The organism is Rhizobium sp. Root1220 (assembly GCF_001426265.1).
Classification (GTDB): Bacteria; Pseudomonadota; Alphaproteobacteria; order Rhizobiales; family Rhizobiaceae; genus Rhizobium.
In genome coordinates this window covers 19911-42752 of record NZ_LMDG01000023.1, presented here as the reverse complement: position 1 = coordinate 42752, position 22842 = coordinate 19911, and the positions used below count along the sequence as shown (strand labels likewise).

At 60.0% G+C, this 22842-nt stretch carries 16 protein-coding genes; 4 read left to right on the top strand and 12 right to left on the bottom strand.

Annotated elements, in window-relative coordinates; translation table 11 throughout:
* Window positions 1-3: 3 nt before the first annotated feature.
* The 3 genes from trpA to ASC90_RS14640 are packed head-to-tail and all read left to right on the top strand — an operon-like array spanning window position 4 to window position 3169.
* Window positions 4-843, top strand: coding sequence for a tryptophan synthase subunit alpha (gene trpA, locus ASC90_RS14650; RefSeq protein ID WP_056541691.1), 840 nt, complete (start codon window positions 4-6; stop codon window positions 841-843).
* Between the two features lie 39 nt (window positions 844-882).
* Window positions 883-1788 (top strand): acetyl-CoA carboxylase, carboxyltransferase subunit beta, encoded by a 906-nt coding sequence (accD, locus tag ASC90_RS14645; RefSeq protein WP_056541689.1) that lies wholly within the window; start codon window positions 883-885, stop codon window positions 1786-1788.
* A 28-nt stretch (window positions 1789-1816) separates the two neighbouring features.
* Complete coding sequence (locus tag ASC90_RS14640; protein WP_056541686.1) at window positions 1817-3169, top strand: folylpolyglutamate synthase/dihydrofolate synthase family protein; 1353 nt, start codon at window positions 1817-1819, stop codon at window positions 3167-3169.
* 46 nt (window positions 3170-3215) lie between these two features.
* Here ASC90_RS14640 and trxA read toward each other — a convergent pair whose 3' ends face one another.
* From trxA to ASC90_RS14580, 12 genes are all read right to left on the bottom strand, one after another.
* Complete coding sequence (gene trxA, locus ASC90_RS14635) at window positions 3216-3536, bottom strand: thioredoxin (RefSeq protein ID WP_056541683.1); 321 nt, start codon at window positions 3534-3536, stop codon at window positions 3216-3218.
* A gap of 75 nt (window positions 3537-3611) precedes the next feature.
* A complete protein-coding gene (addA, locus tag ASC90_RS14630; RefSeq protein WP_056541681.1) occupies window positions 3612-7163 on the bottom strand; it encodes a double-strand break repair helicase AddA in 3552 nt (1183 codons plus the stop codon).
* Complete coding sequence (gene addB, locus ASC90_RS14625; RefSeq protein WP_056541676.1) at window positions 7156-10341, bottom strand: double-strand break repair protein AddB; 3186 nt, start codon at window positions 10339-10341, stop codon at window positions 7156-7158. Before addB ends, addA begins: the two co-directional genes overlap by 8 nt.
* A 3-nt stretch (window positions 10342-10344) precedes the next feature.
* Window positions 10345-11076, bottom strand: coding sequence for a nucleotidyltransferase family protein (locus tag ASC90_RS14620; RefSeq protein WP_056541673.1), 732 nt, complete (start codon window positions 11074-11076; stop codon window positions 10345-10347).
* Between the two features lie 12 nt (window positions 11077-11088).
* The gene (gene tsaE / locus ASC90_RS14615; protein WP_056541672.1) at window positions 11089-12603 is read right to left on the bottom strand and encodes a tRNA (adenosine(37)-N6)-threonylcarbamoyltransferase complex ATPase subunit type 1 TsaE; all 1515 of its coding nucleotides are present in this window, start codon (window positions 12601-12603) and stop codon (window positions 11089-11091) included.
* Window positions 12600-15182 carry a PAS domain-containing sensor histidine kinase gene (locus ASC90_RS14610; RefSeq protein WP_056541669.1) on the bottom strand — a complete coding sequence of 861 codons (2583 nt, stop codon included), beginning with the start codon at window positions 15180-15182 and terminating at the stop codon, window positions 12600-12602. Before ASC90_RS14610 ends, tsaE begins: the two co-directional genes overlap by 4 nt.
* A gap of 201 nt (window positions 15183-15383) precedes the next feature.
* Window positions 15384-16784: an adenosylhomocysteinase gene (gene ahcY, locus ASC90_RS14605; RefSeq protein ID WP_056541666.1), complete on the bottom strand. Its 1401-nt coding sequence runs from the start codon at window positions 16782-16784 to the stop codon at window positions 15384-15386.
* A gap of 165 nt (window positions 16785-16949) precedes the next feature.
* Window positions 16950-17228 (bottom strand): HPr family phosphocarrier protein, encoded by a 279-nt coding sequence (locus tag ASC90_RS14600; protein ID WP_056542606.1) that lies wholly within the window; start codon window positions 17226-17228, stop codon window positions 16950-16952.
* Between the two features lie 14 nt (window positions 17229-17242).
* Window positions 17243-17644, bottom strand: coding sequence for a PTS sugar transporter subunit IIA (locus ASC90_RS14595; RefSeq protein WP_056541663.1), 402 nt, complete (start codon window positions 17642-17644; stop codon window positions 17243-17245).
* Between the two features lie 153 nt (window positions 17645-17797).
* Complete coding sequence (locus ASC90_RS14590) at window positions 17798-18250, bottom strand: serine/threonine protein kinase (RefSeq protein ID WP_082519925.1); 453 nt, start codon at window positions 18248-18250, stop codon at window positions 17798-17800.
* On the bottom strand, window positions 18247-20010 hold the full coding sequence (locus ASC90_RS14585) for a sensor histidine kinase (RefSeq protein ID WP_244480393.1): 1764 nt from the start codon (window positions 20008-20010) through the stop codon (window positions 18247-18249). Before ASC90_RS14585 ends, ASC90_RS14590 begins: the two co-directional genes overlap by 4 nt.
* Window positions 20011-20117: 107 nt before the next feature.
* Window positions 20118-20846, bottom strand: a complete 729-nt coding sequence (locus ASC90_RS14580; protein WP_200950916.1) for a response regulator transcription factor — start codon at window positions 20844-20846, stop codon at window positions 20118-20120.
* A gap of 341 nt (window positions 20847-21187) precedes the next feature.
* On the opposite strand from ASC90_RS14580, the gene ASC90_RS14575 reads away from it, so the two are divergent.
* The gene (locus ASC90_RS14575; RefSeq protein WP_056541652.1) at window positions 21188-22798 is read left to right on the top strand and encodes a phosphoenolpyruvate carboxykinase; all 1611 of its coding nucleotides are present in this window, start codon (window positions 21188-21190) and stop codon (window positions 22796-22798) included.
* Window positions 22799-22842: the final 44 nt, after the last annotated feature.

Here is a 22842-nt window from a genome sequence, read left to right as displayed (position 1 = left end):
GTCATGACCGCACGTATGGACAAACGCTTCGCCGATCTGAAGGTTGAGGGCCGCCCGGCACTGGTCACCTATTTCATGGGCGGCGATCCCGACTACGACACCTCGCTCGGCATCATGAAGGCGCTGCCGGAATCCGGCTCCGACATCATCGAGCTCGGCATGCCGTTCTCCGATCCGATGGCAGATGGCCCGGCCATTCAGCTGGCGGGCCAGCGGGCGCTGAAAGCCGGACAAACACTTAGGAAGACGCTGCAGCTCGCCGCCGATTTCCGCAAGACCGACGATGCCACGCCGATCGTGATGATGGGTTACTACAACCCGATCTACATCTACGGCGTTGAAAAGTTTCTCGACGACGCGCTTGCCTCGGGCATTGATGGCCTGATCGTTGTCGACCTCCCGCCTGAAATGGACGACGAGCTCTGCATCCCGGCGATCCGCAAGGGCATAAATTTCATTCGCCTGGCGACGCCGACCACCGACGAAAAGCGGCTGCCGACGGTACTGAAAAACACCTCAGGCTTTGTCTACTATGTCTCGATGAATGGCATCACCGGGTCGGCCATGCCGGATCCCTCGCTGGTCTCCGGCGCTGTCCAGCGCATCAAGCAGCATACCAATCTGCCCGTCTGCGTCGGCTTCGGCATCAAGACCGCTGAGCACGCAAGGCTCATCGGCGGATCGGCCGATGGCGTCGTGGTTGGGACGGCAATCGTCAACCAGGTAGCACTCAGCCTGAGCAAGGACGGGAAGGCGACGGCCGATACCGTGCAGGCGGTCGCAACGCTCGTTCGCGGGCTGTCATCGGGAACACGTTCGGCACGCCTTGTTGCTGCCGAATAGTTTCCCCACATTGGCAAGAGTTAATCAGGAGTTTTCGACTTGAACTGGATCACCAACTACGTTCGCCCCCGCATCAATTCAATGCTGGGCCGCCGCGAAGTGCCGGAGAACCTCTGGATCAAGTGCCCGGAGACTGGCGAAATGGTCTTCCACAAGGATCTGGAAGACAACAAGTGGGTTATCCCGGCTTCCGGCTATCACATGAAGATGCCGGCCAAGGCCCGCCTTGCCGACCTCTTCGATGACGGCGCTTACGAGGCATTGCCGCAGCCGAAGGTCGCGCAGGACCCGCTTAAGTTCCGCGATTCCAAGAAGTATACGGACCGTCTGCGTGATAGTCGTGTCAAGACCGACCAGGAAGACACGATCGTTGCCGGCGTCGGTAAGGTTCGCGGCCTCAAGCTGGTTGCCGTCGTGCACGAGTTCAATTTCATGGGCGGTTCGCTCGGGATTGCCGCTGGCGAAGCGATCGTGAAGGCTTTCGAACGTGCGATCGCCGAAAAGTGCCCGCTCGTCATGTTTCCGGCATCGGGCGGCGCCCGCATGCAGGAAGGTATCCTGTCGTTGATGCAGCTGCCGCGCACCACCGTTGCCGTCGACATGCTGAAGGAAGCCGGCCAGCCCTACATCGTCGTGCTTACGAACCCGACCACGGGAGGCGTGACCGCATCCTACGCGATGCTGGGCGACCTGCATCTCGCCGAGCCGGGCGCTGAAATATGCTTCGCCGGGAAGCGCGTCATTGAGCAGACCATTCGCGAAAAGCTGCCGGAAGGCTTCCAGACGTCGGAATACCTGCTCGAGCATGGTATGGTCGACATGGTGATCAAGCGTCACGATATCCCCGACACGTTGGCGCGCGTTCTGAAGATCCTGACGAAAAAGCCTGCGGCCAGCCTGTCCAAGGAAAACAGCGGGACGCTCGCGATGGCCGCGAGCGCCTGATCGATCTCATTCGAAGGCGGGTTGAGCGATGATACCCAGAGGTCAAACCGCAGTGAGCGAGGCTGCGCAGGAAATCGACAAGCTCCTGGGATTGCATCCCAAGGGCTTCGACCTGTCGCTTGACCGTATTACCCGGCTCCTTGCCGTCCTCGGTGATCCGCAAAAGAAGCTGCCGCCCGTCATTCATGTGGCTGGTACCAACGGCAAGGGGTCAGTCACGGCTTTTTGCCGTGCTCTGCTCGAGGCTGGTGGCTATAGCGCCCACGTCCACACCTCTCCGCATCTCGTCAACTGGCATGAGCGTTACCGTATCGGCGTCGAGGGCGGGCGCGGGCAGCTCGTCGACGACTCCATCTTCGCCGAGGCCGTGCGTCGCGTTGCGGCTGCCAATGACGGCCAGAAGATCACCGTTTTCGAAATCCTGACTGCCGTCACCTTCATTCTCTTCTCCGAGCACCCGGCCGATGCCGCGATCCTGGAAGTGGGTCTCGGAGGTCGTTTCGACGCCACGAACGTCATCTCAGATCCGGCGGTGTCGGTCATCATGCCGATTTCGCTCGATCATCAGCCTTATCTCGGCGATCGAGTCGAGCTAATTGCTGCCGAAAAAGCGGGCATCATGAAGCGTGGGTGCCCGGTGGTCATCGGCAAGCAGGAATATGATGCGGCGCTTGAGGTACTGACGTCGACGGCCGAACGCTTGAACTGCCCGACGGCCACCTTCGGCCAAGATTACATGGCGCACGAGGAATATGGCCGACTCGTCTACCAGGACGAATTCGGACTGGCGGATCTGCCGTTGCCGCGACTACCCGGTCGCCACCAATATGCCAATGCCGCCGCCGCTATCCGCGCGGTAAAGGCCGCAGGTTTCGTTGTGACCGAAGCCATGATGGAGAAGGCGATGACCTCGGTCGAGTGGCCCGGTCGCCTACAGCGGCTGAGCGACGGTCACCTGATGGCAAGCGCCCCGCCGAGAGCTGAGATCTGGGTCGATGGCGGGCACAATCCGGGCGCGGGCGAAGTCATCGCCGAAGCCATGGCGAGTTTCGAGGAGAAGCAGCCTCGGCCGCTCTTCCTGATTATCGGCATGATCAACACAAAGGATCCGGTCGGCTATTTCAAGGCTTTCAAGGGGTTGGCCGAAAAAGTGTACTGCGTGCCGATCCGCGGCAGCGATGCGATGATCGACCCAGTCATCCTAGCCAACGCCGCTTATGATGCCGGTTTGATCGCCGAACCGATGTCGACAGTTGCCGAGGCGCTGGAGGCTATCAGGGAAGGGGCGGTCGAACAGGCGCATCCACCGCGAATTCTGATAGGCGGATCGTTGTATCTCGTTGGCGACGTCCTTGCCGACAACGGCACACCGCCGCAATAAAAAAAGCCCGGTCACGCCGGGCTTTCTCTTTGAGATCGAAACCGAATTAAGCGGCGTTCGAAATCCAGCTCGCGAGAGCGGTTTTCGGTGCAGCGCCAACCTTGATGTCGGCAACTTCGCCAGCCTTGAAGATAGCAAGCGTCGGAATGGACCGAACGCCGAACTGTGCAGCGAGTTCCGGGTTTTCGTCGATGTTGAGCTTGGCGACCTTCACCTTGCCCTGAAACTCGACGGCGAGCTCTTCGAGACTCGGAGCTATCATCTTGCACGGGCCGCACCATTCAGCCCAGAAATCAACGACGACAGGTTCGGCAGATTCCAGAACTTCTGCCTGAAAATTATTGATATCGACTTTTACGGTAGCCATAAGGCCGCTCCTTTACGGGATTTCCTGTTGAACCACATGTGAGTGTGCGGTGTCGGGATTTCAATGTCCGATATTTCACTTTGTCTTGAGCTGCGCAAGCGCCAATGCCATTGCATCCGGCGTCAGGATATGCACGGCAGCGTTCTCTGTATAGACGAGTACGCAATCGATGCGTTTGCCGGGATAAAGGGGCGCGAGGAGGTTTCGATAGATTGCGAGCTGCGCACGATGCGCGAAAGGTATGGTTTCCGCGGTCCGCGGCGGTACGCGATTTGTCTTGTAGTCAAGGATCACAACTCGATCCCCGATTACGGCCAGCCGATCAACGCGGCCAGACACCGCATACTGCCGGTCGTCAAGCGACAGCGTCCCCATGATCGAGACTTCGGACTGCGCATGCGCCTGGAAGATAGGAGCCAGTTCAGGCTCCGCCAACACCTCCAGAACCGAAGCGACCAGCGTCTGGCGCTCGATGTCGGTCCAGAAGCGAGCGGCCCGCTCGACGTAGCGGTTGGCAGCATCCGCCCGCTCCTCATGCGCTATCTCAGGCAGAATCTGCAACATACGATGGAGCAATCGGCCCTTCTGCAGCGCTCGGTCAGATTTTGGTTGCGCGCCAAACAGCGGTGAAACCACCAGCAGATCGTCGGCTTCCTCATCAATGATCGTGCCTGCGCCGGATGGGCTGAGCGGCCGTGGCAGCTGTTTCTGTGGTGGTAGTGGCCGATTGAGATCTATCGGCAACGCTTGGCGTATTGCGGTCGACTCAGCCCGCTCAGCCCGCTCGAAGCTGCGGTCGATACGCGGTACCCGCCATTTGATTCCCTGCCAATCGCCATCCGGTCCTGAAAATGCAGCGACGGAAACATGCGGATGGCTATTGGTCATCGCGGCGGAAATCATAGCGTGCCAGGTATCGGTGTTGGTGCGGACGCCGCGATAACCGCAAACAACCAGTCGATCAGCGGCGCGGGTCATGGCCACGTAGAGAAGGCGGCGATACTCTTCCTCGGCTAGGACCTGAATACGGGTTGCATCCGCCTGCGTCAGCGAATTGCCGAGATCACCGAGCGGAACCCAAACAGGCATCGGTGGACCGCTGCCCCGCTGCTCCAGCATTCGAAGCTTCGGCATATGCGTGTGCGTGAACGCCTTGGAGCCACCGTCAACCAGGAAAACGATCGGAGCCTCCAAGCCCTTGGAAGCGTGCACCGTCATGATCCGCACTTCATTGCGGCCCTTATCTTGCTCGCGTTTCACCTCGGGTGCTTCCAGTTCCAGGGTCGAAACGAACGATTGCAGTCCCGGCAGACCGGAGTTTTCGTGATCGAGCGAGAAGGTGAGGAACTCATCGAGAATGTCGCTGACTTCGGTGCCGAGCCGGGCGAGAAACTGTCGCCTCCCACCATGGCTACCGAGCACTCGAGCATAGAAATCATGCACCGAGAGATTCTTCGATTCGGCCAGAAACAGTCTTAGCCGCTCAACGGCGGCGCCCAGTCGCACGTTGCCGTCTGCCGCGAACTTGTTGATATGAGACCAGACGCTGTCGCCGTCGCCGCGAAGGGCGGCAACCGCAAAGATGTCGTCCTCGCTGAGGTCAAGCAACGGGCTCTTCATCAACGCAGCCAGGGAAAGGTCGTCTTCCTGTAGAAGCAGGAAGCGGCCGAGCGCCACGAGATCCTGAATGGCGATATGGCTGGTCAGGCGCAAGCGGTCGGCGCCCGCAACCGGAATGTTGCCGCGCCGTTTCAGCGCCCGTGTCAGAGCATTGACGAAGGAATCGCGCTTCCGGACCAGAACAAGGATATCACCGGCCTCGATCGGGCGCTCTTTGCCCTTGTTGACGATTGTCTCCTTGCCGACCAGACCGTCGATCGCATGTGCAATGCGACGAGCAAGAATGGCCGCCGGCGCGCTCTCCGGGGTCGCATCGAAGGGTGCCGTCCAATCCTCTTCCTTGATCGCCACTTCCGGCGCGATCATCTCCCAGAGATCGACGGCACCGGGGTGGCCGATGCGGTTGGAGCGGTGTACGACCGGTTCTCCGTCGGCACTGAGGCCGCGCGCATTGTCGGCTGGCCCGAAGATGTGATCCACGGCTGCCAAAACATCGGACGTCGAGCGGAAGGATAGCGGCAGGCGTACCGAAGAAAAAGCCAGACCGCTTTGCGACACGCGGTGCCGCGTGCGTTGGCTCTCCTCAGAAAAGCGCTCCGGTCGTGCGCCCTGAAACGAATAGATGGATTGCTTCTCGTCGCCGACTGCAAACAGTGTGCGAACGACGTCGCGCGCGCTCTCGCCGGAAAAGAAGTCTTCGGCGAGTGATTGGATCACACTCCACTGGACAGGACTGGTATCCTGCGCCTCGTCGACCAGAATATGATCGATGCCTTGGTCAAGCTTGTAGTGAATCCATGGTCCGACATCGCTTTTGGTCAGCAATTCGGCAGTGCGCGTAATCAGATCCTCGAAATCGAGCTGGCTTCGTTGCTTCTTGAGATCCTCGTAGTCCCGGTCCAACCGGGTGGCGAGAATCAACGCGGCCCGCGTCGCGTCGTACATCCGGACGATCTTCAGGCGGTCACGACAGGAGACGACATGCGCCCGGGCTACCGCCATAGCCTCGGCGAGTTCGGGAGCTTCGCTCAGCATCGCTTTCACGAAGAATTGGGAATCCGACTTGGGTTCGCCCTTGGTGGTGAGAAAAACCCGCTCCAGCATGGGGACGCGCCGCGCAGGATGGCGCTCACGTGATACCGCGTTGAGGCCGGCGGCGATATCCTGCGCCTTTGCTCCGCCTTTCTGCTCTGCAAGGGTGACATAGCGCTCAAGCGCGTTGCCCCTGAGACTGGGCAACGGCCAGTATTCTTCGAAAATGCTCGCCTCCGTGTCGTTACCGGAAAGGCCCAGTCTGGTCCTGAGGACGCCTTCAACACCACCACTTTGCTCTGCCACCCGTGTGAAAATCCGGATCGCATTGCGATTTGCGACGATCTCTTCCAGCAGCCTTTCGAGACCCGATTCGTCACCGAGGTTGAGAACGTAGGAAAATGCCTCGGCGAGAACCCGATCTCCCTCGGGCGTCGTTGCCGTCAGCAGCGATCGCCGTGCATCGGAGAGCAACGTTGCGGCCGCCCGGTCGTCGAGCACGGAAAAATGGCCGGCAACGTTCGCTTCCAGCGGAAACTGATGGAGCAGGGCTTCGCAGAAGGCGTGAATCGTCTGGATCTTCAGCCCACCCGGTGTTTCCAGCGCCTTGGCAAACAGGCGGCGGGCTTGCGCGAGCTTTATCGTATCCGGCGACCTTCCCTCTATCTCGGCAATTCGCTGGATGAGATCATCGTCGGAAAGCACGGCCCACTCCGCCAGCCGATCGAAGACCCGAATCGACATTTCAGAAGCTGCAGCCTTTGTGTAGGTCAGGCAAAGGATCGACGATGGGCGTGCACCGGCAAGCAGAAGTCGGATTACCCTTTGCGTCAGCACGTGCGTCTTGCCGGAACCGGCATTGGCGGAAACCCAGGCGGAGCGCTTGGGATCCGATGCGATCGACTGCTGGATCGTCGTCCAGCTGGTCCAGGCTATAGGATCGTCGCCGTCCGGCAGTCCGGTGTCGCTATTCATCGCCGCTGGCCTCGTCGCTTTCAGCGGTCGACCACTCCGCCACACGTGCAAGGTGATCATAGTCGCCGCCGAATTCGAACTGCTGCGCGGGAATCAGGCGTGAGGTAAAGCCCTTCTCGCCGGATTGCAGCAGGGACACGAACTTTACCAGCCGGTCTATAGAGTCGGTCGCCAGATCCAGCGCCGACTTCGCCTTGTCACCGCGGGTCGAGAACTCGTTGTTGACTGTATCGACCTGGAACCGGGTTCCTGGTCGCAGTCGAACATAAAGAAGATCCTGAGGTACAAGGCTCCCTGCATCGCGGAACGCACCGGCGTTAAGAGCCGCCGCCTCAAGCGCCAGCTGCGGATCGAGAAGCGCTCGCGCCTGGGCAGGCGAAGGATTGAAACCCGTCTTGTAGTCGATGATATCGGCCGCGTTCGGTCCCGTGATGTCGATCCGGTCCGCAACGCCGTTGAGGCGGATGCCGATCTGCTCGAGCTCGATACCGCCGCGCACCTCAGTCAGCGTCTTCCGGATGCTTGGCCGCCTTTCCGCTTCCCAATCGAGGAAGGAGCGGGCGACTTCGCGGAAACGCGGTCTCCATACGGCGTCGATATGCGGCGGCAGCTGCTCGATATCGAACAATTCGCTAAGAATTCGCTCCATGGCGGTGGCCGCATCCGCCGTGCCCGCGACGTTCCCCTCGCGAACGAACCGGTCGATTATCTTGTGGTAGAGCGTACCCCGTTCGGCGACACCCGGATCGCGGTTAAACGGATCGACGGGATGCAGCCGCAGAACACGCCGCGCGTAGATCGAATACGGATCTCGGCGCAATCGGCCGACTTCGCTGAATGAGTAGGATTTGGGCTGCAGATCGCGCGGTGGAACGGGACTGGGCCGCTGCGCCGGTGCCTGCCGCTCACCCTGATCAACGGCGCTCGCCCAACGGACGTAATGCTCGCCACGATCCTTCAGCTCCGCCTCGAATGCTTTGCCGCCTAAGGCGAACAACCGCTGCAGCCAGCGGGAGGCGACCGTTGGCGTCGAACCCTGGCGCAGTGCCCGCGAATAGACGAGGTGCCGCGTTCCGTTGGCCATCTCGAAATCGTGCGCCAGCTGCCCGATCCGGCGTTCCGGTGGCTCTAGCCCGATCTCCGTTTTCATCGAACGGGAAATGAACGGATTGTTGGCCGTCTGCCCCGGCCACGAGCCTTCGTTCAGTCCGCCCAGGATCAGTGTGTCGACGCTCTGCAGGCGTGCTTCTAGCGTGCCAAAAATGAAAAGCCGTGGATGGTTGAGCGCACGGGGTTTCACCGACTGCCCGGCCGAGAGCGCGGCCATGATATCGATCCACTGCGGCCCGTCGGCTTCGATCTGGCCTTCGGTCTCGATCACTTCGCTGAGGAGTTTGACCAGCGCGTCGCCAGCCTCGCCGGCCCAGAGGCCGGCGAGATCACCGCGTTCGTCTTGAGCTACCGCCTCGATCGCACGCCCGGTGCGCTCCGCCCATTCGGAAAGTGTAAAGCCCGTTGTCAGCCCGCAGTCGCTTGATTGACGCCGCACCAGCGCTGAAGCAAGGGGTCCAGCGGCTTCTCCGACCCGGCGAGCAAGATCACGGGCTCTTTCGGCAGCGTCCGGCGGAAGGGCCTTGCGCCAGTTCGGCGCGTGCCGCTCGTTCGCCTGTTCGGTCAGCTGCTGATCGAGGAGCGGTTCGAGTGAGCAGACATCAACTTCCCCCACGCCGCCGCGCAACGCAAGAAGCTCGAGCGCGGCCACGGCCTCGGCGAGTGCCTGCTGATCGAGACCGAAGCGCGCCAGTGGATGCTTGAGTAGACCAACAATCGCGACCGGATCTCCGGGGCGCAACGTTGCCTCCAGAAGCAATTGCAGCAGCGTGCCTTGCGGGGTTGCGGAAAGCGGCGTGCCACCGGAATCATCGGCAACAATATCGAAGCGCGAAAGCTCCGCCATGACGCGCCGGGCGAGATTCCGGTCCGGTGTAATCAAGGCCGCCCGGCTCTCGCCATCCATTCCGGGGCGTTCGAGCGCCAGACGGAGGGCAATGGCGATGGCCGTCGCCTCTTCGCGTTCGTTGCCAGCCTCGATCAGAGCGACGTCCTCAAACGCCGTGGATAGGGCGTCGTCCGCCAAACTGCTCTTCCAGGCTCCCCATTCGCTCGTCGCCTCCGCCGGGCAAAGTGCACGGGAAAGAATCTCGGCGCGCTTTTTTAAGGCCGATGGCGCTTCGCCGATCACGGTGACATCGTTTCGCGTCAGCTGCAGGCTCCTCAGGAGCACGGAAAGGCCATACTGCGAGTGGCTTCGGCTGGCGGAATCCGACGTGCCGTGTTCAGGCGCCACCATCCGCCAAAGCTCCTCGGGCATTCCAACGTCGAGCCCGGGGAGGACGATGACGCCCTCTGTCCTCTTTGCGACCGCGCCTATGAGATCCGCCGTGGCAGGAACAGAGCCGGTCGAACCTGCAATGATAATCGGCCCTGTCGGTGGCATTGCCGCAATTCGATTTGCCTCGGCACGGAGGATGGCATTGCGGTGCCGCGCCGGCGAGGATTTGCCGAGTTCGCTCAAACGCTCCGGCCAGAAGGCGCTGGCGATCTGTAGAAACTCCGCGGTCAATTGCCACCAGAGTGCATGATCCCTGGCGGTCAACCGACCAAGCTCGCTCCAGTCGCGGTCCTCGGTCTCGACCGAATCGATCAGTTCGGCGAGGTTCCGGGCCAGCCAGATCGCATCGGCAGGACTTGCCGGCGCTACCAGCGGCGTATCGGAGTGAATACTCCGCACGATCTCTGGCAGCTTGTTACGCCAGGCGAGGATCAGTCGCGCCAACTCCAGTAGGCGCGCGGCGTTCGAGAGCGGCTGAGCGAGATCGAGCGAAGCGGGAAGCGCCTCGTCGAAGTAGCCGCTATCGTCATCCGTTTCGCCAAGCGGCCTGATCACCGGCAGGATAGCCGAGCGTCCGCCAAGCAAATCGACGAACGCCGAACGGAGCACGCGCACAGCGCGCCGCGTGGGAAGATAGATCGTGACCTTGGATAGCGAGAGCGGATCGGCGGGATCATGACGGAAGATTGGCGTGAGCCTCCCGTCGCAAAGCGTTTCCGCCAGGGTTGCCAGAAACGGTAGCCCTATCGGAATCGTCAAAACGCGTGGGCGGTGACGCTCGATCATCGTCTAAGCAAACGTCCGATAACGTCGGATCGTTTCCTCCGCTTCGCCGATCGCCTCGGGCGTACCGACTGTGAGCCAGTGGCCCTCCAGAACCATGCCGAAAAGCCGCCCGCGAGCGATCGCCTTGTCGAAATAGAGGTTGAGGTTGAATGGCTCCGCTGGCGCATCGCCGAGGAACGCCGTGTTCATCGCGATCGCACCGGCGTAGACGACCGGGGCTTGGCTGTCTTCGCCATACCGGTTGAGCTTGCCGTCGGCCGAGAGGTTAAAATCGTTCTTGCCGTTGTGTCCCGTTGTGTCCTCGAGATTGACGCACAGCATCGCCATATCGATGCTGCAGGGATCGAAGATACCGGCCAAGCGGCGAAGGTTGCTCGGCTTGCCTGCACGCTCGCCGATCCAGAAGAGATCGGCATTGGTCACGAAAACGTTGCCCGGTTCAAGAAGCTTCAGGCCTTTCGCCAAGCCGCCGCCGCTGTTCATCAGCCGCTCGCGCTCATCGGAAATGATGACTTCAAGCCTCCTGTAGCCACGCAGATGTTCCAGCATCTGGTCAGCGTGGTGGTGCACATTTACGACCGCTTTTTCGACGCCGGCTTCGACAAGCAGATCCAGCGCGTAGTCAATCATGGCCTTGCCGTCGATTTTCACCAGCGGCTTGGGGATGGCATCGGTAATCGGGCGCATGCGGGTGCCGAGACCGGCAGCCAGCACCATGGCTTGTTTGATGGTCATATCATCCGGAACTTATGATTCGCTGGTTACTATTCCAGCCCTTAAGCACCAGTCGCGCAAGGGGGCAAGCGCTTCGTGCTTCAAGGCAACCCCAAGATACGAGAGCGTGCGCGGCATATGTTTCATGTAGACGGGCTTGCCGTCGCGCTGCATCAATCGAACCCAGAGGCCGGCAAGCTTACAGTTGCGCTGTGCCGACATGATCGCCCAACTCTTCAGGAAGCTCGCCTCCTCGAAATTCCCTCCAGCGCGTCGCAGCGACAGGTAGTGCTCCATCAGTTGGTCGAACAGGTCGGGTTCGATGGTGACGCGGGCATCCTGCGTGATCGAGGCGAGATCATAGGCGGTGGGGCCGATCATCGCATCCTGAAAATCAATCAAGCCGATCCGCCGAACCCCGGTCTCGTTCCCGCGCCAGATGATATTGGGTGAGTGGAAATCGCGAAGCAGCAGATTTTTCTCTACTGTTTCCAGCTGGTCGATCAGGCTGTCCCATATCGCAAGATAGTCATCCCGCTCGGCGTCGCTTGCTGGCGCGCCTTCGCGTCTCCAAGGCAGATGCCAGTCCAGAACGAGGCGAACCTCCATCTTCATCGCGGTTCGGTCGAAATCCGGGATATGGTGGATATGCGCGTCGGACACACGAATATCCTGCGGTATCGTGTGTGAATGCAGCTTTGCCAGGCAGGCAACGCTTTCTCGATAGCGCTCGGGGATTGGTCGGCCAGCAGCGTCGAGAACGCCGTCGGTGCCAAGATCCTCCAGCAGCAAGATTCCCTGGTCATAGTCGACGTCGTAGATTTCCGGCGCGGCAAATCCATCGTCGCGCAGCGCCGCGGCGATAGCCACGAAGGGGTAGGCGTTCTCGGCAATGTGCGCAACCTTTGGGTAGGGCTTGCCGTCAAGAACGGGCGGCCCTTCCGGCAGCGGCGGCCAATCCATCAGGATTCGACGAATGCCATCGCCCGCGTAGACTGCTTCATAGGCGCGAAGAGATGCATCGCCGGTCAGAAACCTGCGTTCAGCCTCTGGAAATCCCGCCTTGCCGAGAAACTGGCGGATGGCAAGAACCCGTCGAATGCGGGACGCCTGTTTCCCCAAGGCCGCAATCGTGACCCGACGCCCTGCACCCTCGTGGGTGAGTCTTAGGGTGATACGATCTGCCGGCATTTCGCCGTCGGCCATCTCAGGCCACTCGACAAGGCAGATGCCACTCTGCAGTGCTTCTTCGAAGCCAAGCTCGTTCAGCTCTCCCGGATCGGCCAGCCGGTAGAGATCGAAGTGGGAGATCGGAATACGCAGATCGTAGGACTGAACCAGGGTAAAGGTCGGGCTCGGTACTTCCAGCTCGGCGTCATCGGCGAGTGCACGCAGAAACGCACGGGCTAGAGCGGATTTTCCCGCACCGAGTTCGCCTGAAAGCGCAAGGCAATCGCCCGGCTTCAGCGCCAATGCCAAGTCTTCGCCGAGGCGCAGGGTTTCCGCCTCATCCTCCAGATAGAGCGAGATGGCGGTAGCCGTTGTCATTCGGCGGCGACTGAGGAAGGCAGATTGGCGGAGGGAATGCGGCAGGTTACGGTCGTTCCCTTGCCCGCTTGGCTGTCGATCGCGACCTGGCCGTTATGCAGGTTGACGAAACTGTCGACGATGGAAAGACCCAGTCCGGCGCCACCGCGTTTGCCGCTCTTTGCGCCGGTGGCGAAGCGGTCGAAGACGTTGGAGATCACGTCCTGCGCGATTCCGGGGCCGTGATCGCTGACGGAAAAAACGAAGTCAGTCCCCTCGCGCTGGCACTTCAACGAGATTGCAGCGCCTTCCGGCGAGAAATTCGCCGCATTTGACAAAAGCTTGACCAGAATCTGCTTCAGTCGCTGCGGGTCTGCGACAATTGATCCAAGGCGGGCGGGCGCGATGATCTCCAGCGTTACGCTGCTCTCCTGAAGCCGGTCGGCGATCTGGATCGACACGTCGTCGAGCAGGTCGCCGAGATCGATCTCGGAATAGTTCAACCGCATGATCCCGGCATCGACGGTCGCCAGATCGAGAATGTCGTTCACCAGCGTCAGCAGCACCGATGAGGATGTCGAGATGTGATCGATATACTCGGCCTGTCGTTCATTGAACTCGCCAACGCCGGGCGTGCGCAAGAGGTCGGTGAAGCCGATGATATTGGTAAGCGGTGAACGCAGTTCGTAGGAAACGTGCTGGACGAAATCGTTCTTCAATTCGTCGGCCTTGCGCAGCGCTTCGTTTTTCTCGGTCAGCGCGCGTTCTGCGCGAACGCTGTCCGTCATGTTGACGAAGGTCAACATCGTCTGGGCGTTCGGCAGCGGTATGATCGCGTAGTCAAGGACAAGGCCGGAGAACAGTTCAAGCGTTCCCTGGCTGGAGCGCCGCTCGTCGTCGAAGCTGGTAATCAGTTCGGCAAAAGCCTTCCAGCCATCCGGCCGGTCATAGGACGGCGCACACGCCTCGCCCAGCGCGCGAATATGCGTTCCGGGCTTGGCCTCGACCTCGGTGATACCCCAAAGGGCGCGGAAGGCGGGGTTCGAAAGGCGGATGCGTCCGTCAGCTCCGAACACCGCAACGCCTTCGGAAAGGTGGTCGATGGTCTCGCCCTGTACTTTAAGCAGCGTATTGTAACGTGTCTCGAGGTCGACCTGTTCGGTTAGGTTCTCGAAGACCCAAGTCGCACCACCCTGAGGATGGGCGGTTGCGAAGACACGCAGCGTCTGACCGTTGGGGAGATGCCAGAGATCGGACTGGGTATCGAGCGCGCGATAGACCGAGAGGGCGGTCTCCTTCCAGGTCTTCCAGTTAAGCTGATCCGGCAGCTTCTTGGCGGCGCGCAGACGCTCCAGCAGTTCAGCATTGTCCGGCCGGGCTTCCAGGAAGGCGATATCAAGCTCCCAGAGCGAAACGAAGGCCTGGTTGTAGAATTGCAGTCGCCGCTCGCCATCGAAGATCGCAACCGGCGTTGCCAGATGATCGAGCGTCTCAGCATGGCTCTTCAGCGTGCGCTCCAACTCGGCGCGCACGGCCTCGATGCCGGAGACATCGACAGCTATCCCGGCCGAGCCACTCGGAACCTTGACGTCAACCACGTCGAAAAACGTTCGGTTGCCGCTGACAACGGTCGAGATCTTGTCGTGAAAGGGCGATTCTGGCGTGGAGGTGGCGCGAATACGCTCGCGTGCGATCGTCGTGAGGAATTCTCGGCTTTCGTCGACCGCCTGCGCCGGCGAGCTTGCTTCCACGGCGTCACCATAGGCGTGGTTGACCCATGTCAGCCGTCCCTCGGTATCGCGTTGCCACGCAGGCAGATCGATGGAATCAAGCAGGCCCTGGAATGCCGAAATCGAGCCCATGAGCCGGTCGCGCTCGATCTTCAGCTCTGCAAGCTCGGCGCGAAGATTGTTGAGGGCGACGAAGCGAACGAAGGCGCGGCCGCCGGACACGCGTCCCTGCGCTTCAAGGATCTCGTCGCGATAGGTTTCCACGACCATGTCGAAGCTGTGGGCCGACTGGCGAAGACGGTCTATCGATCTGTCGAGTTCTGATGCCGAACGCGGTTTCAACCACAGGCCGAAGGCCAGAAATTCGTTGTCCTGGGGTGCGCCGGTTTCGGCTGGTAGCTGGCCCAGCAACTCAGGACGCTCGTCACCATCCCAGATGACGATGCGGCGGTTCTTGTCGGCGATCAGTGCTTGGTACTGGGAGATGCGTTGCTGCGCATCGGAAAGTGCCGACCGGATTTGGCGGCTCTCGCTTTCAAGGTTGCCGCGCTGGCGAACGACCCACAGTGTGGAGAGCAGAGCCGCCGAAATCACGCCGATCACGACGGAAAGGCCGACAACTTGTGTGGATGTGAAAAGATGAGCGGACACAATCGCTTCCGCTTCGGCCTGCGCGAGCACTGGCCGGGCAGTCGATGCAATGGCGGTACCCGCAGCAAATATCTTCACCACGCGGGTCAACAGCCCTGGTTTCCATGTCGATGCCCTGATTGGGCCGACCGGTATCTCTCTAGCCGGGGGAAGCGGGCAGGGAGAGGCATGAGCGCCGTCCTCTGCCTGTTTGACCAGGCTGTGCATCATTTCCGACATGCGCGGTATGTCTCCGTCCCTCATGTGCCGCATTACGACAAGACATCCCATTTTCGAAGCAAACGGACGCGTCCGTGGCCCGAATCGAGTTCTAAAACAATACTTCGGAAGGGAATCGGCGGGAAGGTGCGCACCAAAAAATAAGGGCGCGGCATTTGTCAATGCCGCGCCCTCTACATGTTGTGGAAATTGATATCTTGGTTAATATCTGTAGTGGTCCGACTTGAATGGACCCTTGGGCGCTACGCCGATATAGGCGGCTTGCTCCTCAGAAAGTTGCGTCAGCTTCACGCCGAGCTTTTCGAGATGCAGGCGAGCGACCTTCTCGTCGAGGTGCTTCGGCAGGATGTAGACCTGGTTCTGGTACTGGTCGGGCTTGGTGAACAGCTCGATCTGCGCCAGCGTCTGGTTGGTGAACGAAGCCGACATGACGAAGGACGGGTGGCCCGTTGCGTTGCCGAGGTTCAGCAGGCGGCCTTCCGAGAGAAGGATAATGCGGTTGCCCTTCGGGAACTCGATCAGGTCGACTTGCGGCTTGATGTTGGTCCACTTCAGGTTACGTAGCGACGCAACTTCGATTTCGTTGTCGAAGTGGCCGATGTTGCCGACGATCGCCATGTCCTTCATAGCGCGCATGTGGTCGATGCGGATGACGTCCTTGTTGCCGGTCGTGGTGATGAAGATGTCGGCCGAAGACACCACGTCCTCGAGCGTGACGACTTCGAAACCGTCCATCGCAGCCTGCAGTGCGCAGATCGGATCGACCTCCGTAACCTTGACGCGGGCGCCGGCACCGAGAAGCGATGCAGCAGAACCCTTGCCGACGTCGCCGTAACCGCAGACGACAGCGACCTTGCCGGCCATCATCACGTCGGTGCCACGGCGGATGCCGTCGACCAGCGATTCCTTGCAGCCGTACTTGTTGTCGAACTTCGACTTGGTGACCGAATCGTTGACGTTGATCGCAGGGAAGGGAAGAAGGCCCTTCTGGCTGAGCTGATAAAGGCGGTTGACGCCCGTGGTGGTTTCTTCGGTCACACCCTTGATCGCATCGCGCTGCTTGGTGAACCAGCCCGGCGAAGCGGCAAGGCGCTTCTTGATCTGTGCGAAGAGGATTTCTTCTTCTTCCGAATGCGGGTTCGACAGCACGTCCTCACCGGCCTCGGCACGGGCGCCGAGCAGGATGTACATGGTGGCATCGCCGCCATCGTCGAGGATCATGTTGGAGAGGCCGCCATCGGCCCACTGGAAGATCTTGTCGGTGTAGATCCAGTAGTCATGCAGCGACTCGCCCTTGATGGCGAAAACAGGAACGCCGGAGGCTGCAATGGCAGCAGCGGCATGGTCCTGCGTCGAGAAGATGTTGCACGAGGCCCAACGGACTTCGGCCCCGAGCGCGACCAGCGTCTCGATCAGCACCGCCGTCTGGATCGTCATGTGCAGCGAGCCGGTGATGCGCGCGCCCTTGAGCGGCTTGGTCGTGCCGAATTCTTCGCGGCAGGACATCAGCCCCGGCATTTCGGTTTCAGCGATCGTGATTTCCTTGCGGCCGAAGTCTGCGAGGCCGATGTCGGCGACGACATAATCTTTTTCAGTGCTCATTGGTTCTCCACCTGAAAAGCGTCTCAAAAGGCAAGGCGCGAAAAGGGGTCGCGCGGTGAAAGGCTCCGCGCAGGGCGCGGGTATTCCAGCCGTTTAGCAGGCTTCCATGACGAAGGCAACAATGATATAAAGAAGTCTTTATATGTTTATATGTGCTCGAAGGCGCTAAATTTCTTCGCCAAACTTGTTCTGAATAAGCTGATCAAGTGCTTCCAGCGCCTGAGCGGCCTGGTTGCCGCTGGCGGATACCACAACGCTGGAGCCCGGGCTCGCCGCGAGCATCATCAAGCCCATGATCGAGGTTCCGCCGACCGTCATCCCATCCTTCGACACGGTAATAGCAGCATCGAAATTCTCGACCGTCTGGACGAACTTGGCCGAAGCGCGCGCGTGCAAGCCCCGCTTGTTGATGATGAGGATTTCGCGGAGGAGCGGGGATGTCATGGCGGGGGAGCTCATTATTTGCCGCTCAGAACGCGGCTGGCCACATTGATGTATTTGCGGCCGGCTTCGGACGCTTCGACCAGCGCCTTTTCCATGTTGTTTTCACCGCGCACGCCCGCAAGCTTGATCAGCATCGGCAAATTCATACCGGCAATAACCTCGGTATGGCCGCTGCTCATGACCGATATCGCCAGGTTGGAAGGCGTGCCGCCGAACATGTCCGTCAGAATGACCACCCCATGGCCATCATCTGCGGCTGTCACTGCTTCCAGAATATCCTGACGCCTCTGATCCATGTCGTCTTCGGGACCGATGCAGACCGTTTCGATGAATTTCTGAGGACCGACGACGTGTTCGACCGCATGACGAAACTCTTCAGCCAGCTTGCCATGCGTGACAAGCACAAGTCCGATCATGATATTACTGCTCCTAGTAACGTATTCAAACGGAGGGCCCAATATCGCAATGCAGCAATCGCGTCCACCGTGGGGGCACATCTTGGCGATGAAAAGTCGAAGTGCAAGACAAAAATCAGACTTTATCGGCTGGATTTGCTGATTTAGCGGGCATTATCGTCCTATATCCAGTGCCTTTGCCATTAATACTGCCAGCGGCAGAGGGGTGTTGGACAGCAACCTGAGGGCAGGCAGATCGATGCCGCTGGCAATGGTCGCGCGTTCTCCCTCTGGCGGAACGCGGTCTTCGCCTGAAGTGCTGCCGGGAAGAACCGCATAATGCATAGGGGCTTCAGTGATGTGCGGCAGACGAACGATGCCCGTGCCGCGCAATTCCATCAGTCCCGCGATCGAGGCTGGGCATTCTGCAATCACATCGCCGCCGCGTTGCGAGATCAGAACCTGATCGTCGGCGACAAGAACCGCGGCGATACCAAGGCGCTGAGCTTCGCTGATACAGGCAAAGGCGAGCATCGATTTTCCCCATCCCGAAGGCCCCACAAACAAAAGCCCGGTCTTGCCGACCACGACGGCAGTCGCGTGGACGTTGGTGGGAGCATTCATCATGCCGCGGGGTCGACGGGCAAAGCAAGAATGAAACGGGCGCCGACAATCTTGTCGGTCTCGGGGTCGATGATGTTTTCTGCACGAAGCGACCCGCCATGTGCTTCGGCGATTTGCCGGCTGATCGACAGCCCAAGCCCCGAGTTCTGACCAAAACCTTCGGCTTCCGGTCGGTCGGTGTAGAAGCGTTCGAAGATGCGGTCGATATCCTCGGCCTGGATGCCTGGCCCATTGTCTTCGATGTAAACGACGCAGCGCGAGCGGGTCCGCACCAGCCTGACGGTTATCTTGCCGTCCTTGTCAGACACGAAGGAACGCCCATTCTCGATCAGGTTGGTGATGATCTGGCCAATCCGCAGATCATGGCCGCTCACCACGAAACGGGTCTTGACGCCCGGCTTTCGCTCGATGGCGTATTCGATCTGAACCTCTTTCTTGCGACTACGGATCTGGCGCGAAACATCGACGAGATCGCGCAGCAATATCTCAAGGTCAACCGAGCCGGCGTCGACGCGGGCAAGCTCTGCATCGAGGCGGGAGGCGTCCGAGATGTCGCTGATCAGACGATCGAGGCGCCGAACGTCATGCTGGATAACATCCATGAGACGTTTCTTGGACTCGTCCGTCTTGGCGAGAGGCAGCGTTTCGACAGCGCTGCGCAGAGAGGTGAGCGGGTTCTTCAGTTCATGGCTGACATCGGCGGCGAAGCTCTCGATAGCGTCGATGCGATCATAGAGCGCAGTCGTCATTTCGCGTAGCGCGATGGAAAGGTTGCCGATTTCATCCTGGCGGGCCGAGAAATCAGGGATTTCCTCGCGCTCCTTGGCGCCGCGGCGAACCCTGATGGCGGCAGCGGAGAGGCGCCGCAATGGATTGGCGATCGTCGAAGATAGTACAAGCGACAGAAGCACATTGACGAGCGTTGCTACCCCGAACACGCGCATGATACCGAGGCGTTCAGCGTGAACGATATTGTCGATATCTCCCGCCTGGGTCGACAACAACAGGACGCCGAGTACGGCGCGGAAACGCTGGATTGGCACTGCGACCGAAACGATGAGCTCGCCTTTTTCCGTCGTGCGCACGACCGCACCGCGCACGCCGGTCAAGGCGTTCATCACTTCCGGATAGATCGAACCGTCACCGCCCGGCGCCTCCTTGTAGAGCGGCAGATTCCCGGGTTGCAGTACCTTGTTGAAGATCGTCGTGAACCAGTCACTCCATGTCTGCTGTTCTTCTGCGACTGGCGGTAGATCGAAACGGAGAACCTGGCCACGTGAATAGAGATGCCTGGAGTCGAGCAAAAGGTTGGCATCAGCGTCGAAGATGCGGGCACGCGTCCGTGTCGGGGAGATCAGCCGGCGCAACACCGGGGCGACCTTTTCCGGATCAATTGGAAATTCGAGATCCTCGTCGTTCGGAACAGGGGTGATACTCTGCCCGGCTTGCAATTCGAGCAGCTTTTCGGGATCGATGGTAATCGAGTTGGTATCGACAGACGCCGAGGCCGAAATAGCGCCCGCGATGATTTCGCCCTGTGTGAGCAAGCTCTCGACGCGCGCGTCGATCAGTCCCTCGCGGAATTGGTTGAGGTAAAGAATGCCGCCGACGAGAACGACCAGCGCCGCGAGATTGAAGAACAGGATTCGCCGGGTAAGGCTTGAAAAGACAGCGTTGCCGAAGATGCGCCGGATGATCGTGAAGGGGTGCGACCAACGCCGTCCCGTGACGCGACGGCCGCTTACGCCCTCAACGTCATCCAAATCCCTTTCCTGCACCAACTGCGCCAACGACAGCCCTTTCGGAGAGCGGACCGCGCTGAGCGCGGCCTTAGCCCTCGACAATTCTCATACGCCGCGCCGCTCGGGCGTCAGGCTGCTTCGCGGAAGCGGTATCCCACTCCGTAGAGCGTTTCAATCATATCAAAGTCGGTGTCGACCATCTTGAATTTCTTCCGCAGCCGCTTGATGTGGCTATCGATGGTGCGGTCGTCAACGTAGACTTGCTCGTCATAGGCCGCATCCATGAGCGCATCGCGGCTCTTGACCACGCCAGGACGCTGCGCAAGCGAGTGCAGGATCAGGAATTCGGTGACCGTCAAGGTGACAGGCTCGCCCTTCCAGGTGCAGGTGTGGCGTTCCTGGTCCATGACGAGCTGGCCCCGTTCCAACGACCGAGCAAGCTGCGCTGCCCCCGGCTTCGGAGCTGAGCCACCGGTCGCTGCCACAGCTTCGCGACTGGAGGCCCGCCGCAGAACAGCACGGACGCGCTCGACCAGAAGCCGCTGCGAGAATGGCTTGGTGATGAAGTCATCGGCGCCCATCTTCAGGCCGAAGAGTTCGTCGATCTCCTCGTCCTTGGACGTCAGGAAAATGACCGGTATGTCGGATTTCTGACGCAGGCGGCGCAGCAGTTCCATCCCGTCCATACGAGGCATCTTGATGTCAAAAATGGCAAGCTGTGGTGGGCGGGCGAGCAGACCGTCAAGGGCCGAAGCGCCATCCGTATAGGTCTCGACCTTATATCCTTCGGCTTCCAGCGCGATTGACACTGAAGTCAGGATATTGCGGTCGTCGTCAACGAGCGCGATTGTCGGCATGGTGTTCGTCTCCGTCATCTATGCGCGTCTCCCGGATTTTGGAAGGTCCCCCAGGCGGCTGCTATGAACCGGGTGCGCTTATGGGGATAAAGGTGGAACAAATTGTGGCAAAGATAAAGAGGAAGATTGCCGGACGATCCAATGATCAATCAAGGGTTGTTCCATAAATTTACGCTGCGCTGTATGTTTCAAACGATTTAAAATATTCGGAAATAATTTAAATCGATTAATAGTTTGATATTGCTACATTTTATCTGATTTCCCCTATTGTGTTTTAAAAATCCTCCCCGTACGGTCGCGCCCAGTTCTTAACGGCACGAGCCTCAAGGGAAGGAAAGACCATGGAGCTGTTCGGAGTCCACAACCCGGCGACGGAGTTGGCGAAGGCTGGTTTTGCGAGCGCAAAAAGCGTTCGATATAACTTTACCGCCGCGTCTCTCTATGAAGAAGCGATTCGCCGAGGAGAGGCCGAACTCACCGCTCATGGAGCTCTGCGTGCGTTGACGGGGCAGCACACCGGTCGCTCGCCGAAGGATAAGTTTGTCGTTCGGGATGCCAACACCGAAGACGAAATCTGGTGGGACAACAACAAGCCGATGTCGCCTGAGCATTTCGCGCTGCTCAAGCAGGACATGCTCGCGCACGCGTCGGGCAAGGACCTGTTCGTCCAAGATCTGATCGGCGGCGCCGACGAAGGCAACGCCCTGCCAACCCGCGTCGTCACGGAGCTTGCCTGGCACTCGCTGTTCATCCGCAACCTGCTGATTCGCCCGGATAGGTCGGTGCTTGAAAGCTTCGTTCCGAATCTGACGATCATCGACCTCCCGACCTTCAAGGCCGATCCGGAGCGTTACGGCTGCCGTACCGAGACGGTCATCGCTTGTGACCTCACGAACGGCGAGATCTTGATTGCCGGCACCTTCTATGCCGGCGAAATGAAGAAGTCGGTCTTCACCGTGCTGAACTACCTGTTGCCGGCAAAGGGTGTCATGCCGATGCACTGCTCGGCCAATGCCGGCCCGGACGGCGATACTGCGGTCTTCTTCGGCTTGTCAGGCACCGGCAAGACGACATTGTCTGCCGATCCTGCCCGCACGCTGGTCGGCGATGACGAGCATGGCTGGGGCGAGAATGGAATCTTCAACTTCGAGGGTGGCTGCTACGCCAAGACAATCCGTCTGTCACCCGAGGCGGAGCCGGAAATCTACGCGACGACACAGCGCTTCGGGACGGTTCTCGAAAACGTCGTGCTTGATGCCAACCGGGAGCCCGACTTCAACGACGGCTCGCTGACGGAGAACACGCGTTGTGCTTATCCGCTGGATTTCATTCCCAATGCGTCGAAAACGGGGCTCGCCGGCCACCCGAAGACGATCATTATGCTGACGGCCGATGCCTTCGGCGTGATGCCGCCGATTGCCAAGCTGACGCCCGACCAAGCCATGTACCATTTTCTCTCGGGCTACACCGCCAAGGTGGCGGGCACCGAGCGCGGCGTGACAGAGCCGGAAGCGACCTTCTCTACCTGCTTCGGCGCGCCATTCATGCCGCGGCATCCGTCGGAATACGGCAACCTGCTGAAGGAGCTGATCGGTCGTCATGGCGTCGAGTGCTGGCTGGTCAACACCGGCTGGACCGGAGGCGCCTACGGCTCCGGCAAGCGCATGCCGATCAAGGCGACCCGCACACTGCTGGCGGCTGCGCTGTCGGGGAATCTGACCAAAGCAGATTTCCGCATCGATCCGAACTTCGGCTTCGCCGTTCCCGTCGCCGTACCGGGCGTCGATGGCGGGATTCTCGACCCGCGGTCGACATGGCAAGACGCGGTTGCCTATGACGCTCAGGCGACGAAGCTTGTGACGATGTTTGTCGACAATTTCGCGAAGTTCGAGAACCATGTCGATGGCGGGGTGCGCGATGCGGCTCCGGGTTTTCGGGTGGCGGCGGAGTAAATTAGCAGTAATGCATTGATGATTCACGTGAAACCCGGCCACAT

Bases quoted from the DNA above. Each gene is read 5' to 3' on its own strand.
- trpA (WP_056541691.1), top strand. From the start codon at position 4: ATGACCGCACGTATGGACAAACGCTTCGCCGATCTGAAGGTTGAGGGC.
- ASC90_RS14640 (WP_056541686.1), top strand. From the start codon at position 1,817: ATGATACCCAGAGGTCAAACCGCAGTGAGCGAGGCTGCGCAGGAAATC.
- trxA (WP_056541683.1), bottom strand. From the start codon at position 3,536: ATGGCTACCGTAAAAGTCGATATCAATAATTTTCAGGCAGAAGTTCTG.
- addA (WP_056541681.1), bottom strand. From the start codon at position 7,163: ATGAATAGCGACACCGGACTGCCGGACGGCGACGATCCTATAGCCTGG.
- addB (WP_056541676.1), bottom strand. From the start codon at position 10,341: ATGATCGAGCGTCACCGCCCACGCGTTTTGACGATTCCGATAGGGCTA.
- ASC90_RS14620 (WP_056541673.1), bottom strand. From the start codon at position 11,076: ATGACCATCAAACAAGCCATGGTGCTGGCTGCCGGTCTCGGCACCCGC.
- tsaE (WP_056541672.1), bottom strand. From the start codon at position 12,603: ATGACAACGGCTACCGCCATCTCGCTCTATCTGGAGGATGAGGCGGAA.
- ASC90_RS14610 (WP_056541669.1), bottom strand. From the start codon at position 15,182: ATGTCGGAAATGATGCACAGCCTGGTCAAACAGGCAGAGGACGGCGCT.
- ahcY (WP_056541666.1), bottom strand. From the start codon at position 16,784: ATGAGCACTGAAAAAGATTATGTCGTCGCCGACATCGGCCTCGCAGAC.
- ASC90_RS14600 (WP_056542606.1), bottom strand. From the start codon at position 17,228: ATGACATCCCCGCTCCTCCGCGAAATCCTCATCATCAACAAGCGGGGC.
- ASC90_RS14595 (WP_056541663.1), bottom strand. From the start codon at position 17,644: ATGATCGGACTTGTGCTTGTCACGCATGGCAAGCTGGCTGAAGAGTTT.
- ASC90_RS14590 (WP_082519925.1), bottom strand. From the start codon at position 18,250: ATGATGAATGCTCCCACCAACGTCCACGCGACTGCCGTCGTGGTCGGC.
- ASC90_RS14580 (WP_200950916.1), bottom strand. From the start codon at position 20,846: ATGCCGACAATCGCGCTCGTTGACGACGACCGCAATATCCTGACTTCA.
- ASC90_RS14575 (WP_056541652.1), top strand. From the start codon at position 21,188: ATGGAGCTGTTCGGAGTCCACAACCCGGCGACGGAGTTGGCGAAGGCT.